This window comes from Bartonella sp. CM31XJBT, from assembly GCF_028618555.1.
In the GTDB taxonomy this organism is placed as follows: Bacteria; Pseudomonadota; Alphaproteobacteria; order Rhizobiales; family Rhizobiaceae; genus Bartonella.
Genome location: NZ_JAQITD010000010.1, coordinates 35,447 through 60,040, shown reverse-complemented (window position 1 = coordinate 60,040; position 24,594 = coordinate 35,447). Strand labels below are relative to the sequence as shown.

Here is a 24,594-nt window from a genome sequence, read left to right as displayed (position 1 = left end):
TAAAATATATAACGTGATATTTTTCCTGAGCAGTTAAATTATTACAATCATATCTCTAAAGTTTCAGATTTAGAGTACGAATACATAAAGGAGGATCTATCGTGGATAAATTGATTAATAAATGATTTTATTCATAATCAAAAACAAACTTCATCTATATGATGTCGTATTTGATGATGAATTAAAGAAACAGAAGCAGTTCCATCAATTGTTATAAACCGCTCATCTATTTCTGATAAAACTTTGTATACTTTGTAAACTTTTTCAATAAAAGAGAGTTTTTCTTCGTATTTTAAGTTTAAACCATCCCTTTTCTGCAACCGCTCTAGTATAGTAGTGGGCGGTAAATGAAGATAAAATGTAATATGAGGTCTTGGAATAGATTGATTTAATTTAACTACACTTTCAACAGAAAGCTCTCGAGCATAAAAATAAGCAAGACTAGAATAAACATATCGATCGCTAATTAATAAATTTTGCGATGACGTTAAGGAAGGTTCAATAATTTCAAGCGTATGTTTGCGTCTATCTGTCGCTGATAAGAGTGCTAAAAGCAATGGATCAATTGCTTTTCCATTATCTAAGTAATCTCTAATTTCTGGATTATTTCTATACCAATAACTGGGTTGAAAAGTTTGTATTATATGTTTTTCTATTGAGTAATGGCGAGCGATTTCTTTTGTTTGTGTTGTCTTACCACTCCCATCAAATCCACATAAGACAATAAAAGAACCAGAAAATTTCTTTGGAGACCACATGGAATTATAAACTTTTTTATCAAGATACATTTTGTCTATATACTTTCCATAAGTTAAATTGTTTTATGTCTGAAATCTCTTAATGTTTAATAAGGTGTTTTTTAACTCGTCTCTAAACAGAAAAACACAATACTCCCGCATTTTGTATAACTTTATGATAAATGGTAGTATATAGACTTAGTTTTAAGATAAGGTTATATTTTAGACAACTTAAAATGAGATTAAGTATTTGTAAAAAATATATTTTTTTGTTCACACTCCATAACCTGTCATTTTTTGACGAATTCTAGTAGAGTTTCTGAGGATTACTCCTATAGCGTCGTGTAAGTGTATAGAAATGAGTTCGACCTCAGTATATTATTGTCCCTTAAGAGCTGCTACTAGATTGCGCTCCATAGGAAGCTAATGAAATCAACTCTATCTTTTCTCAAACCACTGCCCTCGCTATAAGCATTTGATATCCGATCCCGTCAAAAAGCAGCAGAGCAATTCTTGGAAAACATCGCTGAGATATTGAAATATGCCTTGCAAAAGCGTTTAAATCAAATGTTTCACTATATTTTTCGGTATATTCATAAACTGAAATTAAGAATATTATAATAAGACCTCAAACAACGACGACGCCCAAATCAGCCGTAATAAAGCCTCCTAAAACTGAACCAATAATACCTCTCTATCAGACAGACTACTATGTAAAGGCTTTAATACAACACCTTAGCGCTAATGCCATAAATGTTTCTGATAGATAACGAAGTTTATTGTCACAACAACATCTAACAACGGTCAATAGAAAAACCTCAACCTTGAGTATAAATAAAATCAACTTGAAAGCGCAAAATATATCTCTAGGACATAGTTATATTCGTTATCTGGCTTTCCCCTTATTGGCAAGCCTCCCGCAACAGACGCAGTAAAAATACCAGCCTCCATCGCTATTCATTCTCCTGAATAATAAGCTATCACTACCATAAACATCAGCGTTCAAATGTTCCCTACCAAAAAACTTGACATGCCCAGTAATATGTGTGTGTGTATTTATTATTTGTAAACATGTGTGCTGATTTATAATACTGTGTGTTTTTAAGAGATTCTGAAATGGGGGGGGGATAATGTGCACAAACAACTGATGTTTCGGTTTTATGGGCTTGTTGTCCTGCTGTATCTTTCTGATATGGTTTTATTTTTAAGTAATCTTTGGAATGCTTATCGCATAACATCCTCATCGGTTTTCCTAGGCGTAACCATGGCTTTGGGCACCCTTATGCCCTATCTTTTGAAAAAAAGCGGTCTTGTGCACATTAAAGCCTCACTGCGGTTGGTCGATTTATACAAAAGGCGAATCATTATCTATAGCCTTCTTTTATTGATTGCACTTTTCCATTACGCTGATTCCCCCTTTGGTTTTATCGCTGTCTCTATCTCTATCGGCTATCTCTCTTTGATTACCTTAAGCACTCTCGAGACTTATAATACTAAACTAGCACTTAGTGGTTATATTAGCGCCCAAAAGGCTTCCCGCATTATGCAAACAGTGGTGCAAATTGGCGCATTTTTGGGAGCAGCACTGAGTGGTTATCTCTTAGAAGCGACCAGCCCTCGAGGGGCAGCAGCTGAAATCGGTTATAATGGTTTGATTGTGACACTTTGTGTGTTTGACATCATTATAAGCCTTATAGCCGGATATATTATCTTTTGCGATGAATATAACGCCACAGATACCACAACACTTGCAACTGGTAAGAAGACAGCGCCTACACCGCAAGCGGATGAGCTCTCCCGTGAACTTAAACTTTTATGCGTCTGCATAGGACTTATTGGCTTTCATATTTGCGCTTATAATACGCTGGCAACTATTCTTTTTCAGAGTGTGAAAAATTTTGGTTCTGAATATTATGGGCTTTGCAGTGCGGTTGCGGGCGTGGGCGCTTTTTTAGCTGCTTTTATCAAAATCCCTCGTTTTGAATTTATTCTCCCAGCCCTTATGTTGAGCATGGCTGATCTTATTTTTAGCACCACACAATCACCCTATTTGGCTGTGGTCTTTTGCTTTTTTATTGGCTTTTCAATGAATACCATGCGAATTAATGCCCGCAAACATACGATTGAAGCAACCAAAACAGAGGCTCAAGCAGAGCTGGTGGGAAGCTATAGCGGTATGCTTTATACTCTCTCCCAATCGGCAGGTTATGTCATTCTTGGTCTTCTTACAAGCTCTGCCCTTATGGGTCCTCAAGCAGCTGTTTATCTTCTGCCCCTTATAGGGCTAATAATCTTTATTTATGTTCTTTTCCTTTTATCACAGCGGAACAAAGTATGAGAAAACCTATTCTTATTGTCGACCCTTTCTCCACGGGTGCCCTCTATGGCCCTGCTTTGCAAAAATTAGGCTATGCTTGTTATGGTGTTGTCTCTCAAGCAGCTCCTTTTTCACACTTTATGCTTTCTTATCAGGGAAAGGGCATGGCAGAAGCGAAGCTTCATAGTGTAGATGAGATAAAGAAACGCTTTCCTATCGGCACGATAGAGGCTGTAATAGCGGGTGCCGAAAGAGGTATCTATTGTGCAGAGCAATTGGCGGCTTATTATGGTTGTCTTGGGAATAACCCCTTGACTACCGATTGGCGACGGAAAAAAGCAGCGATGCAAAAACGCCTTTGTGAAAATGGTTTATCTTACATCCGATCAAAAATTCTTACAAAAAACGATTGTACTCTCGATGGTTTTGAAAGCCACAGCGGCTATGTGGTAAAGCCAAATGATTCTGCAGGGAGTGATGGTGTTTTGTTTTTCTCTAATCTTGAGGAAGTAGTAACGTGGACCTCTGAAATCGACTGGAAGAAAAAAAATATTTTTGGCGCACCTAACGAGGCCTATTTGCTCCAAGAAAGATTGGAGGGAGAGGAATACATCGTCGACGCCGTTGTAAATGGAGAGGCTATAAAGATATGTGCTTTATCGCGGTATAAAAAAGGTATTCATAATGGAAGTGCTTTTGTTTATGAATCGCTTGATGTGCTTGATGCTCAAGATCCCTCTTATGCCCCTCTTATCTCTTATGCAAAACAATGCATTCGCGCACTGGGGATTGAATATGGACCTGCGCATATGGAAATCATGCAAACAGCTCGTGGTCCAGTGATGATCGAAGTAGGAGCCCGCCTCCACGGAGGAATTGCACCCACCTTGTTCGCGCATTGCTATGAAGATGGTTTACTTGAAAGCTCCGTTAACCTTATTGCAGGCGTGTTTTCGCAAACCCCAAGTCGCTTTAAGAAAAAAGGGCGTATTATCTTCCTTATCAACGAGATCGACGGTCATATTATAAAAGATGTTAACGTATGGCGGCAAAAGCTTCATTCTTGGGAAAATGTGGTTCATTTTACGCTCTTTTTTAAAGAAAACGAGCTCCTCCCCCTAACCATCGATTTAAATACCTGCCCAGCTATTATAGCAATTTGGGGACACAGTGATGATGAATTATCAGCTTTGGAGAGGATCATTCGTAGCAATTTCTTATAAAATATAGCAATTGGGAAGAAAAAATGGATTCAGAAGCGCAAATAATTGAAAATATAGACAAATATTAAAAATGGAAGCAAGTCATTTTTAAAGAATTCAATGCAACCATGAATAACACAATTAGGCCTTTTCTGCCTATTCGGTGTAAATGGATACTCAAAAAATATGCTTAGATTTGGGTTCTACAACAAGCTGACCTCAAAAAATATAATGGAAGACCTGATAACTTATTGCGATAATTATAAAAGTTTTGGAAAGAACACATCTTTTGTTGCATTCGAGGAGCCTGCCCCCATACAAAGTATCGAAGTTTATAGAGAAAAATTCTGGTCTACACTTAAAAGTTTGCGAGCTTTTGACAACCGAGAGTGACCTAAGCATATACAAAAAAATATGTACAATCATCTATGAGAGTTCTGCTTTCATGGCGAACCTATGTTTATAGCTTGCAATGTCCCGTCTCATATAAACAGAATTAAGTAAGTTCTATATTTATGTTAACTTTCCAGCTTAAGTGTTTTTTCTAAGTCTTCTCTCTACAGAACAAAATGTATTCTCGTTGTAGGAAAAAGGCCTGAACCTTTTGATATTATCACAAAATCTCCTTTTTTAAGAAAATATAGCAAACTCCAAAATAGAGAATGGACGCAATATTTTCTGCAAGACAACACTATTGAATCCCTACCTTGCTCATATCATCTAATGAAACACGATAATGACTAAGTTTTCTAAAATTAAATAAAAATATTTATGATATATTCAAAATGTTGCTGCCAAAACAAGGCTCGATAGAGATTCAAAGGGATTTTCCAAAAAATACATAGAATGCAGTGTGTATGTATAAAACTTCTCAGGATGATCATGTTAATAGCAATGTTTAGGGGGGCCTTTTTGGGAAAGATTGTACAGAAATTATGAGTATCTCTAGGAGAAAAAACGCTGATTTTTAGAACAGAGAGAAACATTGATTATAACAGTTTATTAGGCTAAACGCAGAATATTCTCCTAATAATGGATGGTTAAATTATAACGGGATAGGTTTTTGATAATCATAAAGAAAAAGGTAGAGAGCGTGTTTCTTTTAGTTAAGAAAGAGTGTTGCTCATTTTTTTTCTAAAAATAAACAAATTCAAAGATAATTTTTTGTTCTTGTAGTGGTGAGAAAATAATTGTCGAAGTCAGTGAAGGGGAGATTCCAATAGATTGTTACAAAGTTTAATAAAAGTTGGAATACTTAAAAATTCTTAGTTCCTATGATGATTTAAGAATACCAGATTAGGATACGGAGAATTCAAGAGCTCAAAACTTTGTGATAATATTGGTTTAGAATTACATCTTGTTCATTCAGACGAGATGAGCCAATTATTATATGTCACAGAGACATATGGGTGGAAAATTTTAAAAAAGCTTATCCAGAATCTGACTTAAAGGTTATTGGAACTTTAGTAGTAAGATTGGCTTGGTCTCATGTCTCTCAAAAATTAGCAACCAATCTTGTTGTGACTAGACTAAATTTGGAAGATCTGCTCACTGAGCGTTTTTATAATATTATGAAATGATAAAAATATTAATATTTCTTCTTGTCCCGGACACGAAGCCGGTGCTATTTGTATTTATTATCCGTTGCACCATTGTCCGAAATATCTTTTAAGTGGTTGTCACTTGAAATATGCCTTGGAAAATTATTTGGCAAGAGAGCATACCTATATGTATTGGAAAGTAATTTCCTATTATTTATCTCAATCTATGGGTACAACGTTGCCAAGTATAGAATTCATGCTGACAGATGACTTTCAAAAAATAAGTGCCTATAACGCATTTGAACTAAACTTTTATGAAAAACTGGAATTTAGTACCGAACCATATTCGACAATGGAGAAAATCATAAAATGGCTTGAGTCTCTGTTTAAAAGGAAAGAGGCTATTGCGTAATTCTGTTTTTCTTATGATTGTGATTGGTTGTTTGACGAGTTTTTGTGCTAGTGGTGTATTATCTATTGGCCTTTCTTTGTTACAATTCCAAGATACAACAGGAGAAGCGTCTGCTACTTTAAATGTCGTTAATTTAATCGCAATTGGAATTGCTGGCTTATGTTTGGGAAACGTGTTGGCGCACTATCAAGGCTTTATAATTGGGTTTTATAGTCAAATTACTTGCGCTTGTTTATTGTCTTTCTTATTATTTATGAACAATCCAGTACTTATTTTATTTGTATTTTTTTTACTTGCTCTCTTGATGGGGGCTGATAACCCAAATAACAATAGTGCCTTGAATCAGCTGGTTCCAGCTCCCAAACAAAAAGCTGGAATTTTTGCATTTTACACTAGTTGCTGTCAGTTTTTTGTTATTATATCCCCATTGCTTATATATTTTATAATTGCGCATTTGGGGCACAAAATAGCTATAGCCTTTATTGTATTTATCTATCTTTTGAATGCCTGCTTATGGTTTCGTATAAAGTCTATACAACAACTAAACAGAGCAAAAGAGCTATTAAAAAAGCCATCTCAAAAAGCTTATGGAGTTGGGTTCAGGTGCCTTTGGCGGATTTCTGCGTTGCGTTTTTTAACGATTAATCGTATTTTGAATAATTCTCTCTATACGGGGCCTATTGTTTTATTGCCACTTGTGCTTGCTTCTATAACATCAGATAATATAAAATTTACAGCTATTCAAAATTCTATTTTTGCTTTGTCAGCACTGGGTTTTGTGATCAATGGTCTTATCTCATCTTATTATTTACAGAAATTTCCATCTTTAATTCGTTTTTTTGTATGGGGGGCACCGGCATTTGCCGTGATCGCAATCTCTTTTGTTTTATATTTAAATTTTACTCAATATTCCCTTTATATTATGGGGTTTTTATTAGGTATTGGGCAATTTTATTTTAGGATATCGGGAATAACAATTGGACAAGCTATCACACCTAATGAAAATTTAGCCGAGGTGATTTTGGCAGGCGATGCCAGTGTACGCATCATAACAGCTTTATTCTCTATTGTGCTTTTATATGCAGGAAAATTTTTTTCATTTTCTATATTATACGTCCTATGTGTATTTATAGGCTTTTGCGCCCCTTTATTTATTTTGCACGGACTATCTATTTACATACAAAGCTTAAAGATAAAAGAAAGCGCCGCATGAATGATATTCAATTATTATATTACGTCAGCCTTTTTTTGATTATCGTATAGATAAAAATTTTGTACAAATATTCATGACATTAATTTTAAATAAGCACATTGCGTGAGAAAAGCTGAGGTGTTTGTTACCTCTCATGTGGATAGCCCGTTAAGCAACGAAATTGCAAATAGCACTATGATCACCATTAATTCTAAAAGCTCTACCAGAAGTTAGTGATAATGGCAAAAATCCTTTAATGATATTTGAAGAGATCGTTTATGCTAGATCAGGTTATCTCAAGATCGAGAGGAGAGGAGCTTAAAAAGTGTAAAATTCATGGAAATTCAACAGCAATTTCTAGGTGTACATAATGACAGGCATAGATTGGCGCGAACTGGTCAATTGCAACAGCAAAAAATCCTGCAAATGCTGAGCTTTTTAAACTATGTCATATCAAGCATATGAAAGTTCGTTTTAAATTAATGGCGGAGAGAGAGGGATTCGAACCCTCGATATGGTTTCCCATATACACGCGTTCCAGGCGTGCGCCTTCAACCACTCGGCCACCTCTCCAGAAGTTTGCACTATACCCAGAAAGAAATAACGTGCAAGTCTAAACTATACATTCAAAACCCAAAAAATAAATTCATTTATTAAAGTAAGAGCTTATATCTGTTGAATAACAAGCACATCCCTTCTTTTTAGGAAAAAACTTTTTTCGTGGATAGGTTTGTAGAATACAATAATGGGAATAAAAAGATTGTCACCAGTTATAAATTTTCATACTCATTTACGCACTTTCTGCTTCACAAAAAAATACTTCTCTTAAAATTGGCATACAGTCCATGGTTTTGCATAACCAAATAATTAAATATCTCTCACTTAACACCATTGATTACCCTAATAATAAATAGAATAATAACGATATGAACTTCTTATATATATAATATTAAAATTGTTTATTCAGATAATAAATTTCATTTCAATAAAAATCGTTTTCAACCTTCTTCTTGCCTCCAAGGATGAAAATACTTAATCACTGTAACTTTGATTACAAACAACTCTCTCTTGAAATGAGATCTACCTGCTAATCACTTTTATGTTTCAGATAATATATAAATATTGATTTATAATAATAAATTATCGTTTATACGTCATAAGCGGGGATGGTATGTGGAGGAAGAACATTTTAAGAGAGGATAAGTGCCTCTTATGTATTTTTTCAAATAGCACGAATTCTTGCAACATTGAGGGCTGTAAAATAGTGTGATGGTGTCAGTTTCCTCTTTCATAGGATTACAGAATAAGCCCTACTCTAAATCCTCTATTCAATTTCACACTTCTATATTTAGTTGATACTAAAGAAAATAAAATTCAGACAAAAAAAACCTTTGCATTTTTAATTTAATATGTATGAATATATCTTATTTTCTGAAATGAAAAAATAGTCATTTTGGTCAAATACAAAATCATAAAAATGCAAACCTGTTTTCATTTTTACCATATGCTTTTAAATTCAGCTTTACAGTTTTCAAAATATCTAAAGTAATCTCTATTATTTAAAAGAGATTACGTATTACTTCATACTTTTGATTATCGCATTCTTTAAGTGGGATATGGTCTCATAACAAAACAGAATACTCTAAAAATACTATTTTCTTTCTCATCCACACGTTTGTTAAAAAACATCTCTTAAAGCTTGTCACATCTACCTCATACGGTGTCTATGAATGGTATAAAATCTATTGGATAGCATCATCTTTCCTTAAATAAAAAGTAAAAGCCAAGTACCATCACGCTATTTATCACCTAATATTACAACATCCATTGCGATTTGAGAGAATGCATAAAAGGCATTTATTCTTTCTTAGAGTGTTTTTATCCATACATTACTCCTCTTTGTAATGTATAAAAGAATAATTTTTATTAATTTAATATAGAGAAATTTAAAACGAGAAAACCCTACAATATTTAAGGCTCTCATTATGTAACACGATAAATTACCATTACAAATTAATATGCTGCTTATAATTGTCCTAAAGGATAATGTTTTACAACACTAAAGATCTGATTAGTCTGAAAAATGAGCTCGTTTTTTCCCCTTAATGTTCTCTATCACCTTATATCCTTGCTTAGAGCACGTACAGCTCGTGCAGTTTCACATTGTAATGCTTTTTGTGCTAAAATTTTCATATCTTCAAAACTATGAGTCTGTAAACACGCCTTTACTGGAGAAATATCGCAAGATATCATAGAAAGCTCATTAATTCCCAATCCAGTCAAAATCATTGCACCAAAAGGATCTCCAGCCATACCACCACATACACTAACCCAACACTTATGTTGTGCAGCTCCCTGAATAGTCTGATAAATCATACGCAAAACTGCTGGATCAAGGCTATCAGCTTCAGACACAAGGTACGGATTTTGCCGATCAACAGCCATTGTATACTGTGTTAGGTCATTGGTTCCAATTGAAAAAAAATCAACATGGGCGCTCAATACATCTGCCATAATGGCCGCTGCTGGAACTTCGATCATAATACCAAGTTTTAATTTTGGTGCATCAATATCGTTGCGGATTTCCTCTGCAATCTTTTTTATAGCGACAATCTCTGAAACAGACATGACCATCGGAAACACAATCCATAGATCTCCGCCCTCTTTTGCTGCTCGATATAAAGCACGTAATTGAGGCACCAAAAGATCACGTCGACGTAACAAAAGCCGCGTTCCTCGAACACCTAAAAAAGGATTGTCCTCTTTAGATAAATGTAAATGCGTAACCTGTTTATCCCCACCAATATCAAGTGCACGAATAATTAATGGCTTATCTCCTACAGCTGTAATCATCGTCCGATATATATTAAATTGTAGCTCTTCATCCGGAATATGTGGATTCTCTAAAAACAAAAATTCCGTGCGCATGAGTCCAACACCTTCAGCCCCCAAATCAAGCGCAACAGGAACCTGATTTGCGTAGTTGACATTGGCCATGATACGAATTCTTTGACCATCTATCGTTTGCGCTGGTAATCTACACGCACTTATTTCACTGACACGTTTTTGCGCAACAGTATCAATATGCCTTTGAGCATCTTCAACGTCTTCAAGCGTAGGATCAAGGTAAATAAACCCGTTATCGCCATCAATAATAGCCTGAATATCAGACTGAATCGCTAAAATATCATCACCTGTAGCAACAACCATTGGAATACCAAGAGTACGCGCCAAAATAGCTGTATGAGATAATGGACCTCCCCATGCTGTTGCTAATCCTTTTACCCTTGTACAATCAAGTTGTGCTACATCAGAAGGAGAAAGGTCATTTGTAACCAGAATTACACCATGTGGAATATCATTTAAAAAGAACGATCTATAGGATGGATTGATTTCACCTAAAACACGTCGACCAACATCAACTAAATTAACAGCACGTGCTGCTAACAAAGGATTATCTACCTTAAAAAACATATCTGAAAATTGACGAACCGCTCTATCCCAAGACCAAGCGACACCATGACCTTCCGCTATAAAACGACAAGCTTGAGCTATTAAATTTTCATCTTCAAGCAAAACCATTTGCGCAGAAAAAATTGCAGCAGAATCTGCTCCCATACGCACTGTAATATCAGAAATTACAGATGCCATTTTATGTTTTGTTTTTGTAAGAGCATTTTCAAGACATGCTGCACCAGCTGCAAAATCAATTGGCTGGTCTATTATGGAAATATCATTTTGCCTTAAAACAAAAATCTTACCAAATGCTAATCCTGAACTCGCTCCAACACCAGAAATGCCTTTTTGCATAGAGCGTGGATACCAACCATGAAAAGCCTTTGTTTGAGATTCCATTGCTTTCATCAAGCATTTTTCACTAATACTCACTTTTTTTGCAATAGCAATGGCATCATTGAGAAGTTGTGCTCCTTCTGAAGCATCTGTAGAAAAAATCAGAACATCACCGTTTTTTGCTCCTAATTGCAATAAACCAACCAAATTTTTCATTTCAACGGTATATTGACCATGGCGAACTCTGATGGAACTTTGAGCCTTTTTCGCAAAATCAACCCAAAGAGAAGCTGGTCGTGCATGGAGACCACTTGGATAATCTAAAGTCCATTCCTGACACACAGAAAGGTCACCAATAAAAGTTTTTTCTATCTTCATATTTTGGTCAAACAAAGTTGTAACAATTTGTTGTTTGTCCATAGTGGTTGCAAGTACTTCAAGCTGTTTTTTATCAAATAAAAGAGACGTCAATTTTTTACAAATTTCTCTATAGCGATCTGGACACGCTGCAATGGCAATAACCAAATATGCTTTCTTGCCATCCTGCCACTCAACACCAGCAGGAACCTGTATAACAGCAACAGCATCCTTGATAATTAAATCACGATTTTCAGCCATACCATGAGGAATGGCTATACCATTTCCAAGCCAAGTATTGGTTGTTTCTTCACGTGCAAGCATGCTTGCCAGATAACACTTATCAACTGCACCAACCTGCACAAGCAATTCAGCAGCAGCATAAATTGCATCATTTTTATGATCAAAAGCAGCTGCAAGTTGTACAGATCTTATAGACAAGATTTCACCATCAGCAAAATCTACATTCATTGCTTCTGCTTTCTCATATCTCATCATGAATTCAAATTGCCTCACATTTGAACACCAATATCTCTGACACATTCCTTTTCAAAGCTGCATTTCCCAAAATACAAGCTATAAATACCACCACAGCTTTATTTATATTTTACGGAATATAGCTAAGTGAGGTGCTTAAATACCTCAATATAACCGATAAAACAATTGGATATTATTATCTAGCGAAGTGCTTAAAACCATTATAAGCAAATCTGCCTCTTACTCTTTTACTTTACAAAGACAAAACCCCATTTTCTACAGAACCAATCACCTGAAAAACTATGTTTTCGAAACGCTCTCATTATCCTAAGTTATTCAACATAACTTTTCATTATTTTTCCTACAAGAAAGCATCCTTCCCAATCATCCGTAACTTCAGCTAATATTTTGATTGATTCCTCAAAGTTTATTTAACCTATTATCCCTCTTTATAAATTCATTACATAATTACAAATTGCTCCATGCAACTTATCATCTTTAAAATTCCGTGCTGCCCATCTTATGATATCAAACCCTCGATATATAATATTTATATATTTTAAGCTACACCTTTACTTCAATCAATATCGCAAATACACAATACCCTCTGTCGCACATTTGCAAAGTACGAACATCCCCCCAAGCACCATCATCAATTACTAAAATAAAGAAAAACTCTACAAATAAGATAAATAAAGTAAAAAATGAAACGCAATGATTGCCTTAACCCTAGCTCTTATGCTTATTTACTTTCAACAATACACAATAATAGTGAAATCAGAAAAAATATTCTTGAAGGGCGCTGATTGCACGTTGGTTATTTTTATATCTTTAAACACCGTCCTCCTTAAAAATATAATTTCACTCTTGATTTACCGAAAATTCCTTAATGCACGTCACTTTCAAAGTAGTTTTGGCTGCCTTCTTATGGATTTTTTATCCCTATGTCTTTTTAAATGAATAGCCACACCTATCCACACTACCAACTAAAAACAGTATGACAACTCATCAATACCACAATGCCGATAAAAAGACCCATCTTTATCAAAATGATTACATAAAGAATGCTCTCATTAAATTTCTCATAATTTTCTGAAAACAAACTGCTTCTCTTATAAGAAATCACTAGACACTTCTTCATGCATAAAAAGAAAGTCTCTCTCACTATTATTATACAGAAATTTATCAACAAACTCTATCATAATATCAATATGTTCAGTACTAAATACTAACATAACATCGCACAAACTTTTTCCCTCATTGAGAAAAGCCATTTCCTCAATTCTACCTTTTTCGCATATCTTCTACATTTATTATAGTACCAACGCAAAAAGGGAAAGATAAGACTCTATCTTTCCCTTTTAATACTTATAAAACCACAACTATAATTCAATGAAATCCTGTTGATTGCTAGAGAGTGTTACAGATTACTCTGCTGCCTCCAGCATAGGAATGACTGAAACATAGGAACGATTACCCGCTTTGCGTTGAAAAGAAACCTTTCCATTTGATAATGCAAAAAGCGTATGATCTTTTCCAATACCAACATTGTTACCAGGATGCCAACGTGTACCACGCTGGCGAATAATAATATTTCCGGCAATAACGGTTTCACCACCAAATTTTTTAACGCCTAGACGTTTCGATTCTGAATCACGACCATTACGCGAGGAACCACCAGCTTTTTTATGTGCCATAGACGCTCTCCTTTAATCTTTCTTACTCTTTGATGCTACAGACGCTTTCTTCTGCGGCGCAGTCTTTTTTTCAACCGTTTTTTTAGCCGTCTTCTCAACAGAAGCAGCAGCTTTTGTTTCTTGTGGTGTAGTTGCTTCTTCTTTTATCGGTTTTGCAGCAACTTTTTTAGGTTTTGAACCACCCATTAAAATTTCTAAAACACGAAGCCTCGTAAATTCTTGACGATGGCCACGCGTGCGTTTAGAATTTTGACGACGGCGCTTCTTAAATGCGATAACCTTGCGCCCACGTGCCTGTTCTAAAATCTCAGCTGTCACCAATGCATCAGCAACGACAGGGGTACCAATAACCGCATTACCTTCTTGCCCAACCATTAATATGTCATTGAATTCAACAACATCACCCGCATTTCCACTAACTTTTTCAACTTTTACCACTTGATTAGCAACAATGCGGTATTGCTTACCACCAGTTTTAATGACTGCGAACATTTTTTATCCTTCCGTTCACTCCAGCTCTTATTTAATTTCTGCCTTGAAATAAGGGAAAATAGGCTGCTTTTTATCAGTCGTAATAAATCTCAAAGAAGGATAAAACCTTCTTCAACACAAATATGCGCAGATTTCCCCACGCTTATATTTTGTATATATGAAGGAATTTCTATTCTCTGTCAATAAAGTCCCATAAAAAAGAAAAAAAGGTTGTACCAAAAACAATTGAAGGTTATCTACCCCTTATACACTCAAATAGTGCCGATTTTTGTTTCACTTTATTATGGAGAGATGGCTGAGTGGTTGAAAGCACCGCACTCGAAATGCGGCATAGGGGCAACTCTATCGGGGGTTCAAATCCCTCTCTCTCCGCCATTAATTTATAAAACGATATTATTAAAATGTCTTCAATCGTAGCTTGCCGGTTGTAGCTTGTCAGCAGATTTTGTACCATTTTATTTTTTTCGAAGGATTTTAAGGGGGGCTCAAAGGGTCTTCAAAGACCTCTCAAAGGTCTTTATCGTTTTTGCGAATAAATTCTCCTTTTTACAATTTTTGCACTTTTTTGATTTTCTGTTACATAAATCTAGTTCAGATAATAAGAGAACGCATAGTAAAATTAAAGAATTATCTCATATTTCTCTCTCATTCTACTTTTGCTTAGTTAGTGCAAAACCTACTGTCAAATTATATTTATTTTGCACGTCTTGCTTGAATATGTGCTAGCAACCCTAATGTTGAACTATCGCGATTATCCGCTTTACTTTCTCCACGAAGAATTGGTAGTAACTCGTTTGCTAATTCTTTACCAAGTTCAACCCCCCATTGATCAAATGAATTAATATTCATTAAAATCCCTTCAACAAAAGTACGATGTTCATAAAGTGCAATAAGACGACCGAGTGCAAAAGGTGTTAATAAATCTTGAACCAACGTAATGCTGGGACGGTTTCCTTTAAAACTTCTATGAAGTGCTAAATGATCTGCCTCACCCTCACCAACTCCATTTTTTATCAAGATATGCCGAGCATCTTCAATACTACGCCCCTTCATCAATGCTTTTGATTGTGCTAAACCGTTTGCTAGCAACATCTCATACATAGAATGTAAATTTTTCTCATGCCCTTTTATAAATAAAATAAATTCTACAGGAATAATATCTGTTCCTTGATGCAGAAGCTGAAAAAAAGCATGTTGACTATTTGTTCCTGAATCCCCCCAAACAATTGGACCACTTGAAAAACTTAATGGTTTTCCATCCAGCGAGACTTGCTTACCATTTGATTCCATATCAAGCTGTTGTAAATAAGCTGGAAAATGTATTAAACGCTGTGCATAAGGAATGATCGAACGTGATGAATAACCACAAATAACACGATGCCAAAATCCTAAAAGAGCAAAACGAATAGGAATATTTTTATGCAAAGGCATAGTTTTAAAATGTTGGTCCATTTGCAAAGCACCGTTGAGAAATTTGCGAAAATTTCCACCACCTATTGCAAACATAACAACAAGTCCAATGGCTGACCAAATTGAATAACGTCCTCCAACCCAATTCCAAAATTTAAAAACGCTTGTGGAATCTATGCCAAATTCTGCCACTTTATCAAGCGCACTTGAAACAGCAACAAAATGCGTACAAACGGCTTTTTCTCCTAAATGTGAACAAATCCACTGACGTGCAACTTGAGCATTTACCATTGTTTCAGCCGTTGTAAAAGTTTTAGAAGCAATGACAAACAGCGTTGTTGCTGGATTCAAAATAGAGAGAGTATCAGAAATATGGGCACTGTCAGCATTCGAAACAAAATGACACTGTGGACCATCATGATAAGGTTTTAAAGCGTATGTGACCATTGCAGGACCAAGATCAGAACCACCAATACCAATATTGACAATATCACTTATTCTCTCGCCACTGCTTCCCTTATAGCTTCCATCACGCACCTTTTCAGAAAATCTTTCCATATCTTCAAGGACGTCTTGAATATCGCGAATAAGATTATGACCATCCAACATGAAAATTTCATCAGCAGGTAAACGTAATGCAATATGAAGAACTGAGCGTTTTTCAGTTGTATTAATCGCCTTACCAGAAAACATTGCATCACGCCGGCCTAACACATCTGCTGCGACCGCTAAATCATCTAGAAGTTGCAATGTTTTAAATGTCACACCACATTTTGAAAAATCGAAAAGAAGATCATCAAGTCTGAGGGAAAAATGGGAAAAACGCTGTTCATCTTCTACAAAATGCCGACGAATATCATAGACCCCATCCTTTGCGGCATGGTTTCTTAAAGCTTTTAATGTGGCTTCAAAAGCCATTTCATTTCGAATCGAAAAGCTATCTCCCATAAGCTTATCCTATACGGTTATTGATAATGAAATCTATGCCCAAACAATAACAAAGCAGAAAGCATCTCTTTTATTGCTCGCTATTTTCACTGCTCACATAAAAATGAAGGAATATACAAAATATAAAGGATAAGATCCGAAAATGATATTTTTACAAGAATAAATTTTCAAATCTTTTCTATCATATACATCATTTAACTTGATTGAGTTCTTTTGTTAAACGTAAATCTTCTTCTGCTTTTGGTCTTATAAAACGCCCTAAAAAAAGATAAACAACCGGTGTAACATAAAGCGTAAAAATAGTTGCTAAACCTAAGCCACCAACGATAACCCAACCTAAAGCTATACGAGCTTCTGCGCCAGCACCTTTGGCTAAAACCAAAGGAATACCTCCTAAAATGGCACAAATCATTGTCATACAAACTGGACGAAGGCGAATGTTTGCTGCTTCTTCTACGGCTTCACGCACGCTTCTTCCCTGATCACGTAATTGATCTGCAAATTCAACAATGAGAATACCATTTTTTGCCATAACACCAATTAACAAAATTAATCCAATTTGGCTGTAAATATTAAGACTCACACCACTTAATAGCATAGCAATTACAGCACAACCAATCCCTAATGGGACAGTGGCCATGATAATGAATCCTGAAATAAAGCTTTCAAACTGAGCAGCCAAAATCAATAAAATAATCAAAAAGGCAATGCCAAAAACAATCATAAAATTGGAAGATGTTTCATTAAGCGTTTCGGCTTCCCCTAAGGGAACCAAATAGGTTCCTTTTGATAACAAAGGAGAAGCAATTTTCTGTACAGTTTGGTAAGCTTCCCCTAAAGCGATATCTGGAGCAAGATTTGCGCTTAAAACAACAGCATTCATGCGTTTTTCCCGTTTTAATTGAGGAGCAATAGCTTTTTCATGTAAACGCGCAATAACAGATAAAGGAACATATCGATTGTCTTTGGTTTTTAAAAAAATATTTTCTAAATCGCTAGGACTCTTCATAGAATTTGTACGCGATATCAATTTAACATCGTAAGAATGATCATCCACGTTAATGGAACCAATCTTTTTACCATCCAACATTGTTTGTAATGTATCGCCCAAATTGGCGATATCAATCCCTAAATCGGAGGCTTTTTTTCGATTGATTTCAATAAAAAATTGCGGTTGTGTTGCATCAACAGTAAGGCGTGGGCGAATAAAACGCGGATCATCTTGTAAAGCACTCACCAGCTTATCAGCAATGGGTTGTAATGTTGCATAATCATTGCCAAGAATTGCAAATTGCAACCCTTGCCCAGTTCCTCTCACACCCAAAGAATTTCCCTGCGCAGCAAATACAAAAACTGCGGGAAACTGTTTAACCTTTGCATTAATATCTTTCACGATTTCTTGCTGACTACGTAAACGTTTATCCCAAGATGAAAGCAATAAAATCAAAAAAGCAGTATTGGGTGAACCGCCAGCACCCGCGATAGAGTAACTGTTAGCAATCTCCCCTGCATCACGTAATGGCTGTAGACTTGCTTCAATTTGCTCTATTTGCTCGTTCAAATATTGTGTTGAAATACCTTGTGGTCCATTAATAACCAAAAAGATCACAGCTCTGTCTTCTGCTGGCGTTAATTCCTGTTGTAGCTTCGTATAGCCTCCAACACAAAGACCCCCAAAAATAAGTGAAGCAAAAACAACAGCCCAAGGCTTTTCTAAACACTTATGCAAACTGTAAGTATATGCCTTATGAAAAAAAGTACCTAATTTATATAAAAAAGCAAAATGATGGGACTCTTCCTCTTTATCCTCAATATGTTCTTTGAGAAAACGTGAAGCCAACATGGGACAAAGCGTTAAGGCAACAACTGAAGAAAGCAAAATAGAAATTGCCAAAACAAAACCGAATTCTCTAAAAAGCCCTCCAACTTGCCCAGGAAGAAAGGAAATAGGAACAAACACAGCCACTAATGTCAGTGTTGTTGCTAAAACAGCAAAAAATACTTCACGTGTTCCTATCACCGCTGCTGCTCTGGAACCTAATCCCATGTTGCGCCACCGAACAATATTCTCAAGAACAACAATGGCATCATCCACAACAAGCCCTGTTGCTAAAACAAGTCCTAAAAATGTGAGAATATTCAATGAAAACCCTACAAGATAAATAGCCGCAATGGTACCAATCAAAGCGACAGGAAGAGATACAGCAGGTATCAGCGTTACACGAATGTCTCTGAGAAAAAGAAAAATGACCAAGATAACGCTCAAAATAGCAATGACCAACGCAACTTCAACCTCATGAAGAGCGCTTTTAATAAAAATTGCATCGTCATTAATAACGTCTATATGTACAGAAGAAGGAACAATACTTTTGAGATTATCAACAACGGCTCTCACACCTTCAGAAATATTAAGAGTGTTGGATTGTGCTTTACGCACGATACCTAATCCAATACCTGTCTTTCCATTGATACGAAGAATAACTGTTTCTATATCCGGCGATAAAGTAACATGCGCAACATCACCAAGATGCACATGAGGCTTTAAAACAACTTGTTCAAAAGATTCTGGTGTTGTTAAACGTGCAGTAGCACGTACAACTAAAGTTTGCTTAGAATTGCGTAATGACCCTACTGGCACATCTGTTGTCATATCAGCAAGAACACGTGAAATATCTGCTACAGTTAATCCATAACTTGCAAGTTTTGCTTGATCTATATCAATCTGAAAAATCTTTGTGCGAGCACTATCGACCTGTACATCACCAACACCATCAACAGCAGAAATTGCATCAACAATCTGATCGTTTACAATCGTGGTTAAATCATCAACACTCATTGTTGGTGACGTCACAACCAAATACATCATGGCAGCTGCATTCGAATCTGCTTTAATAATCAAAGGCGAATCCGCATCTTTCGGTAAAGAATAGGTAATACGGGAGAGAGCATCACGAATATCAGATGCCGCAACATTCAAATCAACACCAACATTAAAATTAATCTGTACACGGGAGCGCCCAAAAGAAGACGTTGAAGAAATCGTCTTAACACCTGAAACACGAGAAACGGCATCTTCTATAACTTTTGTAACTTCACGATCAATTGTTTCTGCCGACGCACCAGAAAACACCGTCACAACCGTCGTTACGGGAGTATCAACATCGGGTAATTCTCTTACATCAACATTTAACCATGCTGCAAATCCTGCAATGATGATCATAGCATTTAAAACAAAAGTAAAAACCGGTCTGCGAATAAATAAGGTAATGAGACCACCTTGCTCCACCTTTGACGTAGGCTGTTTTGTGCTCAATTCTTGGCTCATTGTATATCCGTTCCGTAAACTGCTGGTAATTGCTGTTGATGAGACTTTGGATCATCAATCGTTACTTTACTTCCTGGATAAAGCATTTGCACTCCTTGAATGACAACTTGATCACCATTTTCTAGGGGTGCTTTTACGAAAACTTGATCTGCTTTATGCTGAATAATTGATACGGGTATAGCCTCTACTTTCCCTTTTCTCACACGCCAAACGAATGACCCTTTACTATTCCATTGAACTGCAAGAGGATTAACGACAGGAAAAGAACCACCATGAAATTGCAAGGCAACAGAAAAGGACATACCAGACATGAGCGTATCTTTTTCATTATTGATTTCAACCTGAACATGAAGTGTGCGACTTTCTGGATCAACGATATTATCAATCGCATAAATATGACCAACAAAAGACATATCTGGCTGCGCGACTAACGTTGCCGTTACCTCATCTCCTTTATGGATGCGCGACACATATCGTTCAGGGGCCCATATATCGACCAAAATACGTTCTCTATTCTCAATACGGCCTATTACAGTATTAAGGGTCACGTTATTCCCCGCATCAACGGGCAAAATACCAACAACTCCAGGAATCGGTGCTCGAATTGTTCGCCGATCGAGATCTAATTCAGCATTACGCAAAACTAAATTTGCGTTATCCAACTCTAAGCGTGCCATAATTTCTTGAACTTCCGTTGCTGTATTGCTGGCGCGTAATTTAAGAATGCGCGAAAGCGTTAACGCATTGTTATCACGTTGCACTTTTGCTTTTGCAGCCGCTATTTCTTCTTTTTTAGAATCAAGCTTTGCAATCACATCATCGGCTTGTACTTTTGTACCTGCTGACACAAAAAGCTTATCAATAACACCTGAGGATAAAGGGGTAAGCTCAACTTCTGCAAGAGCTTTTCCACTCCCTAAAACGTTAAGTTGTTCATAAAAATCTTGAATTTTTACAAGATCAACGACAACATTTACCGGTGGCCTTCCCATTTTTCCATTTGAAGTTTTATCTGATACTTTTGTTTTATCCACCATAGAAATGGGTTGTTCTGCACTCTTTTTTCCAGCCCAATAAGTAACCGTTAAAACAACGATTAAAAACACTAATGGAAAGCTCTTTTTTAATAACGCCATACATCCGCCCTTGCTGTGTCATGTTTATCTGAAATAGTTTTCAACAGTAATATCGGCGTTTTACACAAAAACCCAACAGCGGGTGTGTGTGTCTTACCCCCACCGCAAAAAACAGATCTCATCTCTGCTTGATTATCTTTCATCTATAAAAACGTCAAGTTAACTATCGTTCATATTGCTTTGTATGGTCACAACAAAAAAATGTTCATATCAAAACCAACTGAAGCCATAATATTTTTAAAATATCTCATAAAAAAGAGAGATTTTTTTATTACTATCCAAGTTTCACTTGCATTTCTTTAATGAAACGATTAGGAACCCTTTGTCTTAGACAATGTAAAAAATTGAAATATATGCACCCGTAGCTCAGCTGGATAGAGCACCAGACTACGAATCTGGGGGTCAGGAGTTCGAATCTCTTCGGGTGCGCCATCTATCAATATCTTACTTATAAAGTCAGACTTTTTAAATTCTTTATTTTGTGATTTGTTTTTATCTATCTTTGTATTTTGTTATTTCATTCTGTTGTGAGTCGTTTCTTTAGCCATTTTGCTAGAATAAGATGTTATGAGTCCTTCAATTCAGCCCTAAGGGCTTTTATTAGCTAATAATCGTAGCGATTGCATGAGTAGCGTGTATTGTTATTTTCTTTTTTCAATCTATGCGCTTGTTTTTGGTCTCTTCCGGATTATACTCTCTAATCAGTTAGGTAATTTTTTACGTGCTTATTTCTAACTGTTCCATAACTGGATGTTTCTGGATATTTTATTCCTAGCAGTCCCATCTTAAGAGGGACTTCAAATGTGCCGCCACAAATTCCGGGTTACCACCATGTAAAACTTTTTCAGTGTGTTATTGGAAAGAATAAATAAACTACTTCTCAAACGTACCACTATAAAACACTTATGGTATCCATTAATATCATCAGCATTTTGTTGCAAACCACAGCTTCTTTCTGCAATATTTTTAATTGAATTAAACGTATTTTTACTGCTTAAAAGCAAAGTGATTCTTTTTCCTAAAAAACAATAAAACTCTTCTTGTGCTTCTTTAGCATTATCTCTTGCATGGCATATCATCGACTTCTATGATATCTTAATATTTTCTGTTCTCTATGAATTTTTCTAATTAACCCATGGGGTACAGATCTCGAATATTAATAAAAGATAAGTTTAAAGAATTTTTCCATGCCTAAAACTGATATTGAAATTGCTCGCACTGCTAAAAAGCAACATATTGTTGAAATTGCACAAAAAATTGGTATCTCACATGAAAATCTCATTCCCTATGGCCATGATAAAGCTAAAATTTCTTCTGAATACATAAAATCGCTTAATAAAAATCCAGACGGTAAACTTATCCTTGTCACAGCTATCAATCCCACACCTGCCGGAGAAGGCAAAACAACAACAACAGTTGGACTAAGTGATGCTCTTAATCTTATTGGTAAAAAAACAATAGCTACCTTGAGAGAACCGTCTTTAGGTCCCTGTTTTGGTGTAAAAGGTGGTGCTGCTGGTGGTGGTTATGCGCAAGTCATTCCAATGGATGACCTTAATTTACATTTTACCGGTGATTTTCATGCTATTACAGCTGCTCATAATCTTCTTGCCGCAATGATAGATAATCATCTTTATTGGGGAAATACTCTAAACATTGATCCACGTCGCATTGTTTGGAAACGCGTTCTTGATATGAATGACCGTGCATTGCGCGATATTGTCATTTCATTGGGGGGCATAACAAATGGTTTTCCACGTCAAACAGGTTTTGATATTACTGTTGCATCAGAAATTATGGCGCTTCTTTGTCTCTCTGAAAATTTAGAAAACCTTACACAAAGACTCAAAAAAATTATTGTTGCTTATCGTTATGATAAAACGCCCATCACAGTTGCTGATCTCAATGCGGAAGGTGCAATGGCAGTTCTTCTCAAAGATGCTATACAACCCAATCTCGTACAGACAATTGAAAATAATCCTGTTCTCGTTCATGGAGGACCTTTTGCCAACATTGCTCATGGTTGCAATTCAGTTATAGCAACAAAAACTGCTTTAAAACTTGCGGATTATGTTGTCACAGAAGCAGGGTTTGGAGCAGATCTTGGAGCAGAAAAGTTCTTCAATATCAAATGTAGGCAAGCAGGTATTGTACCAAATGCTACAGTGATCGTCGCAACTATTCGTGCATTAAAAATGAACGGTGGTCTGGATAAAAATAACCTGACAGAAGAAAATATTACCGCTTTAGAAAAAGGAGCTGCCAATCTTTTACGACACATAAAAAATATGAAGCACTACGGTATTCCTTGTGTTGTGGCTATCAATCATTTTGACAGCGATAGCGATGCTGAAATAAAAACATTACAAAAAATAGTTGCAACAACTGGACACAAAGCTATTATCTGTAAGCATTGGGAACAAGGTGGAAAAGGCGCTATAGAACTTGCACAAGAGCTCGTTACCTTGATTGAAAAGCACGATTCTGATTTTAAAGTTCTCTATCAAGATGATATTCCACTCGTTCAAAAAATTAATTGTATTATAACAAAGCTATACGGTGGACGTGGCGCCATCATCTCAGCCCCTATTCTCAAACAACTTGAATCTTGGGAAAAAGAGGGGTTTGGCGTCTACCCTATTTGTATGGCAAAAACACCTTATTCTTTTTCTTCTGATCCCAAGCAATACGGCGCTCCTGTTGATTTTGAAATTCCCATACGAGAAGTTCGTCTCTGTGCGGGAGCCGGTTTTATTGTTGTCATTTGTGGAGATGTTATGACCATGCCGGGACTACCCCATTATCCCGCGGCTGAAAAAATTCATCTTGACGAAAATGATCAAATACAAGGACTTTCATAAATTTATAACCGTAAATTCTATCATTCATTATAAAAAGCGTTTTATTGTAAAAAAAAATAGAATTTTAAAAAGCGATATAGACAAATGTCTTATTTATATGATATAAGTGCTTGTCCTTTTGGATATGCCTTTAAAAGGACGTAGGTTTTTTCCTATCATTTATGACACTGAAAAAAGCAGGATAGATAGTGCAAGTACTCGTTCGTGATAATAATGTTGACCAAGCGCTCCGTGCGTTGAAAAAAAAGATGCAGCGTGAAGGTATCTTCCGTGAAATGAAAATGCGTAGTTATTATGAGAAGCCATCTGAGAAGCGTGCTCGTGAAAAAGCTGAAGCTATTCGTCGTACACGTAAGCTTGCTCGTAAGCGTGCACAAAGAGAAGGTTTTGTTAGTAACGGACGAACTGTTGCGGTAAAGTAATATACTTTATGATATTATATAACTGCATAACCAATAGGTAATAAGCTACTAGAAAATTTTTCTTCATAGGCGATTGCAATAAATTGCTTGTGTGTAGGTTTTTGTGTACAATGTTATCTAATATGTTAGTTATTTGAAAATAATAAGATTTCTATCATAAAGGTGGTTTTTATTTCACTCTTATATTTTAAAAATAGATAACAAACTACACTTTAGATATTTAAGCGACTTTTTCCTATGTGAATTGAGTGTGAGGTGTTTTATTATCACTTTTCA

General features: G+C 36.0%; 13 protein-coding genes and 3 tRNA genes. 8 read left to right on the top strand and 8 right to left on the bottom strand.

The window, feature by feature from the left end; all coding sequences use genetic code 11:
- Positions 1–137 precede the first annotated feature (137 nt).
- Positions 138–788, bottom strand: a complete 651-nt coding sequence (gene tmk, locus PVV63_RS05925) for a dTMP kinase (RefSeq protein WP_273790294.1) — start codon at positions 786–788, stop codon at positions 138–140.
- Positions 789–1,884: 1,096 nt separating this feature from the next.
- Between tmk and PVV63_RS05920 the strand changes: the two genes are divergently transcribed.
- From PVV63_RS05920 to PVV63_RS05910, 4 genes are all read left to right on the top strand, one after another.
- Positions 1,885–3,075, top strand: coding sequence for a hypothetical protein (locus PVV63_RS05920; RefSeq protein WP_275065197.1), 1,191 nt, complete (start codon positions 1,885–1,887; stop codon positions 3,073–3,075).
- Positions 3,072–4,277 (top strand): ATP-grasp domain-containing protein, encoded by a 1,206-nt coding sequence (locus PVV63_RS05915; protein ID WP_273790292.1) that lies wholly within the window; start codon positions 3,072–3,074, stop codon positions 4,275–4,277. The genes PVV63_RS05920 and PVV63_RS05915 overlap by 4 nt, the downstream gene beginning before the upstream one ends.
- A gap of 165 nt (positions 4,278–4,442) precedes the next feature.
- Positions 4,443–4,649 carry a YqcI/YcgG family protein gene (locus tag PVV63_RS10495; protein ID WP_375663304.1) on the top strand — a complete coding sequence of 69 codons (207 nt, stop codon included), beginning with the start codon at positions 4,443–4,445 and terminating at the stop codon, positions 4,647–4,649.
- A 1,552-nt stretch (positions 4,650–6,201) separates the two neighbouring features.
- Positions 6,202–7,422, top strand: coding sequence for an MFS transporter (locus tag PVV63_RS05910; RefSeq protein WP_273790291.1), 1,221 nt, complete (start codon positions 6,202–6,204; stop codon positions 7,420–7,422).
- Positions 7,423–7,884: 462 nt separating this feature from the next.
- Here the strand turns inward: PVV63_RS05910 and PVV63_RS05905 are convergent.
- From PVV63_RS05905 to rplU, 4 genes are all read right to left on the bottom strand, one after another.
- Positions 7,885–7,974, bottom strand: a tRNA-Ser gene (locus tag PVV63_RS05905).
- Between the two features lie 1,542 nt (positions 7,975–9,516).
- On the bottom strand, positions 9,517–12,048 hold the full coding sequence (gene ptsP / locus PVV63_RS05900; RefSeq protein WP_273790290.1) for a phosphoenolpyruvate--protein phosphotransferase: 2,532 nt from the start codon (positions 12,046–12,048) through the stop codon (positions 9,517–9,519).
- A 1,406-nt stretch (positions 12,049–13,454) separates the two neighbouring features.
- Positions 13,455–13,724 (bottom strand): 50S ribosomal protein L27, encoded by a 270-nt coding sequence (rpmA, locus tag PVV63_RS05895; protein ID WP_100130483.1) that lies wholly within the window; start codon positions 13,722–13,724, stop codon positions 13,455–13,457.
- A gap of 12 nt (positions 13,725–13,736) precedes the next feature.
- On the bottom strand, positions 13,737–14,216 hold the full coding sequence (rplU, locus tag PVV63_RS05890) for a 50S ribosomal protein L21 (protein WP_273790289.1): 480 nt from the start codon (positions 14,214–14,216) through the stop codon (positions 13,737–13,739).
- 285 nt (positions 14,217–14,501) lie between these two features.
- Between rplU and PVV63_RS05885 the strand changes: the two genes are divergently transcribed.
- A tRNA-Ser gene (locus PVV63_RS05885) sits at positions 14,502–14,591 on the top strand.
- 318 nt (positions 14,592–14,909) lie between these two features.
- Here PVV63_RS05885 and pgi read toward each other — a convergent pair.
- From pgi to PVV63_RS05870, 3 genes are all read right to left on the bottom strand, one after another.
- A complete protein-coding gene (gene pgi / locus PVV63_RS05880; RefSeq protein WP_273790288.1) occupies positions 14,910–16,574 on the bottom strand; it encodes a glucose-6-phosphate isomerase in 1,665 nt (554 codons plus the stop codon).
- 190 nt (positions 16,575–16,764) lie between these two features.
- A complete protein-coding gene (locus PVV63_RS05875; protein WP_273790287.1) occupies positions 16,765–19,899 on the bottom strand; it encodes an efflux RND transporter permease subunit in 3,135 nt (1,044 codons plus the stop codon).
- The gene (locus tag PVV63_RS05870) at positions 19,896–21,035 is read right to left on the bottom strand and encodes an efflux RND transporter periplasmic adaptor subunit (protein ID WP_273790286.1); all 1,140 of its coding nucleotides are present in this window, start codon (positions 21,033–21,035) and stop codon (positions 19,896–19,898) included. The genes PVV63_RS05875 and PVV63_RS05870 overlap by 4 nt, the downstream gene beginning before the upstream one ends.
- Positions 21,036–21,390: 355 nt before the next feature.
- On the opposite strand from PVV63_RS05870, the gene PVV63_RS05865 reads away from it, so the two are divergent.
- The 3 genes from PVV63_RS05865 to rpsU all read left to right on the top strand — a co-directional run bounded on the left by PVV63_RS05865 (position 21,391) and on the right by rpsU (position 24,318).
- A tRNA-Arg gene (locus tag PVV63_RS05865) sits at positions 21,391–21,467 on the top strand.
- Between the two features lie 755 nt (positions 21,468–22,222).
- A complete protein-coding gene (locus tag PVV63_RS05860) occupies positions 22,223–23,896 on the top strand; it encodes a formate--tetrahydrofolate ligase (protein WP_273790285.1) in 1,674 nt (557 codons plus the stop codon).
- 188 nt (positions 23,897–24,084) lie between these two features.
- A complete protein-coding gene (gene rpsU, locus PVV63_RS05855) occupies positions 24,085–24,318 on the top strand; it encodes a 30S ribosomal protein S21 (protein WP_012754552.1) in 234 nt (77 codons plus the stop codon).
- Positions 24,319–24,594 lie beyond the last annotated feature (276 nt).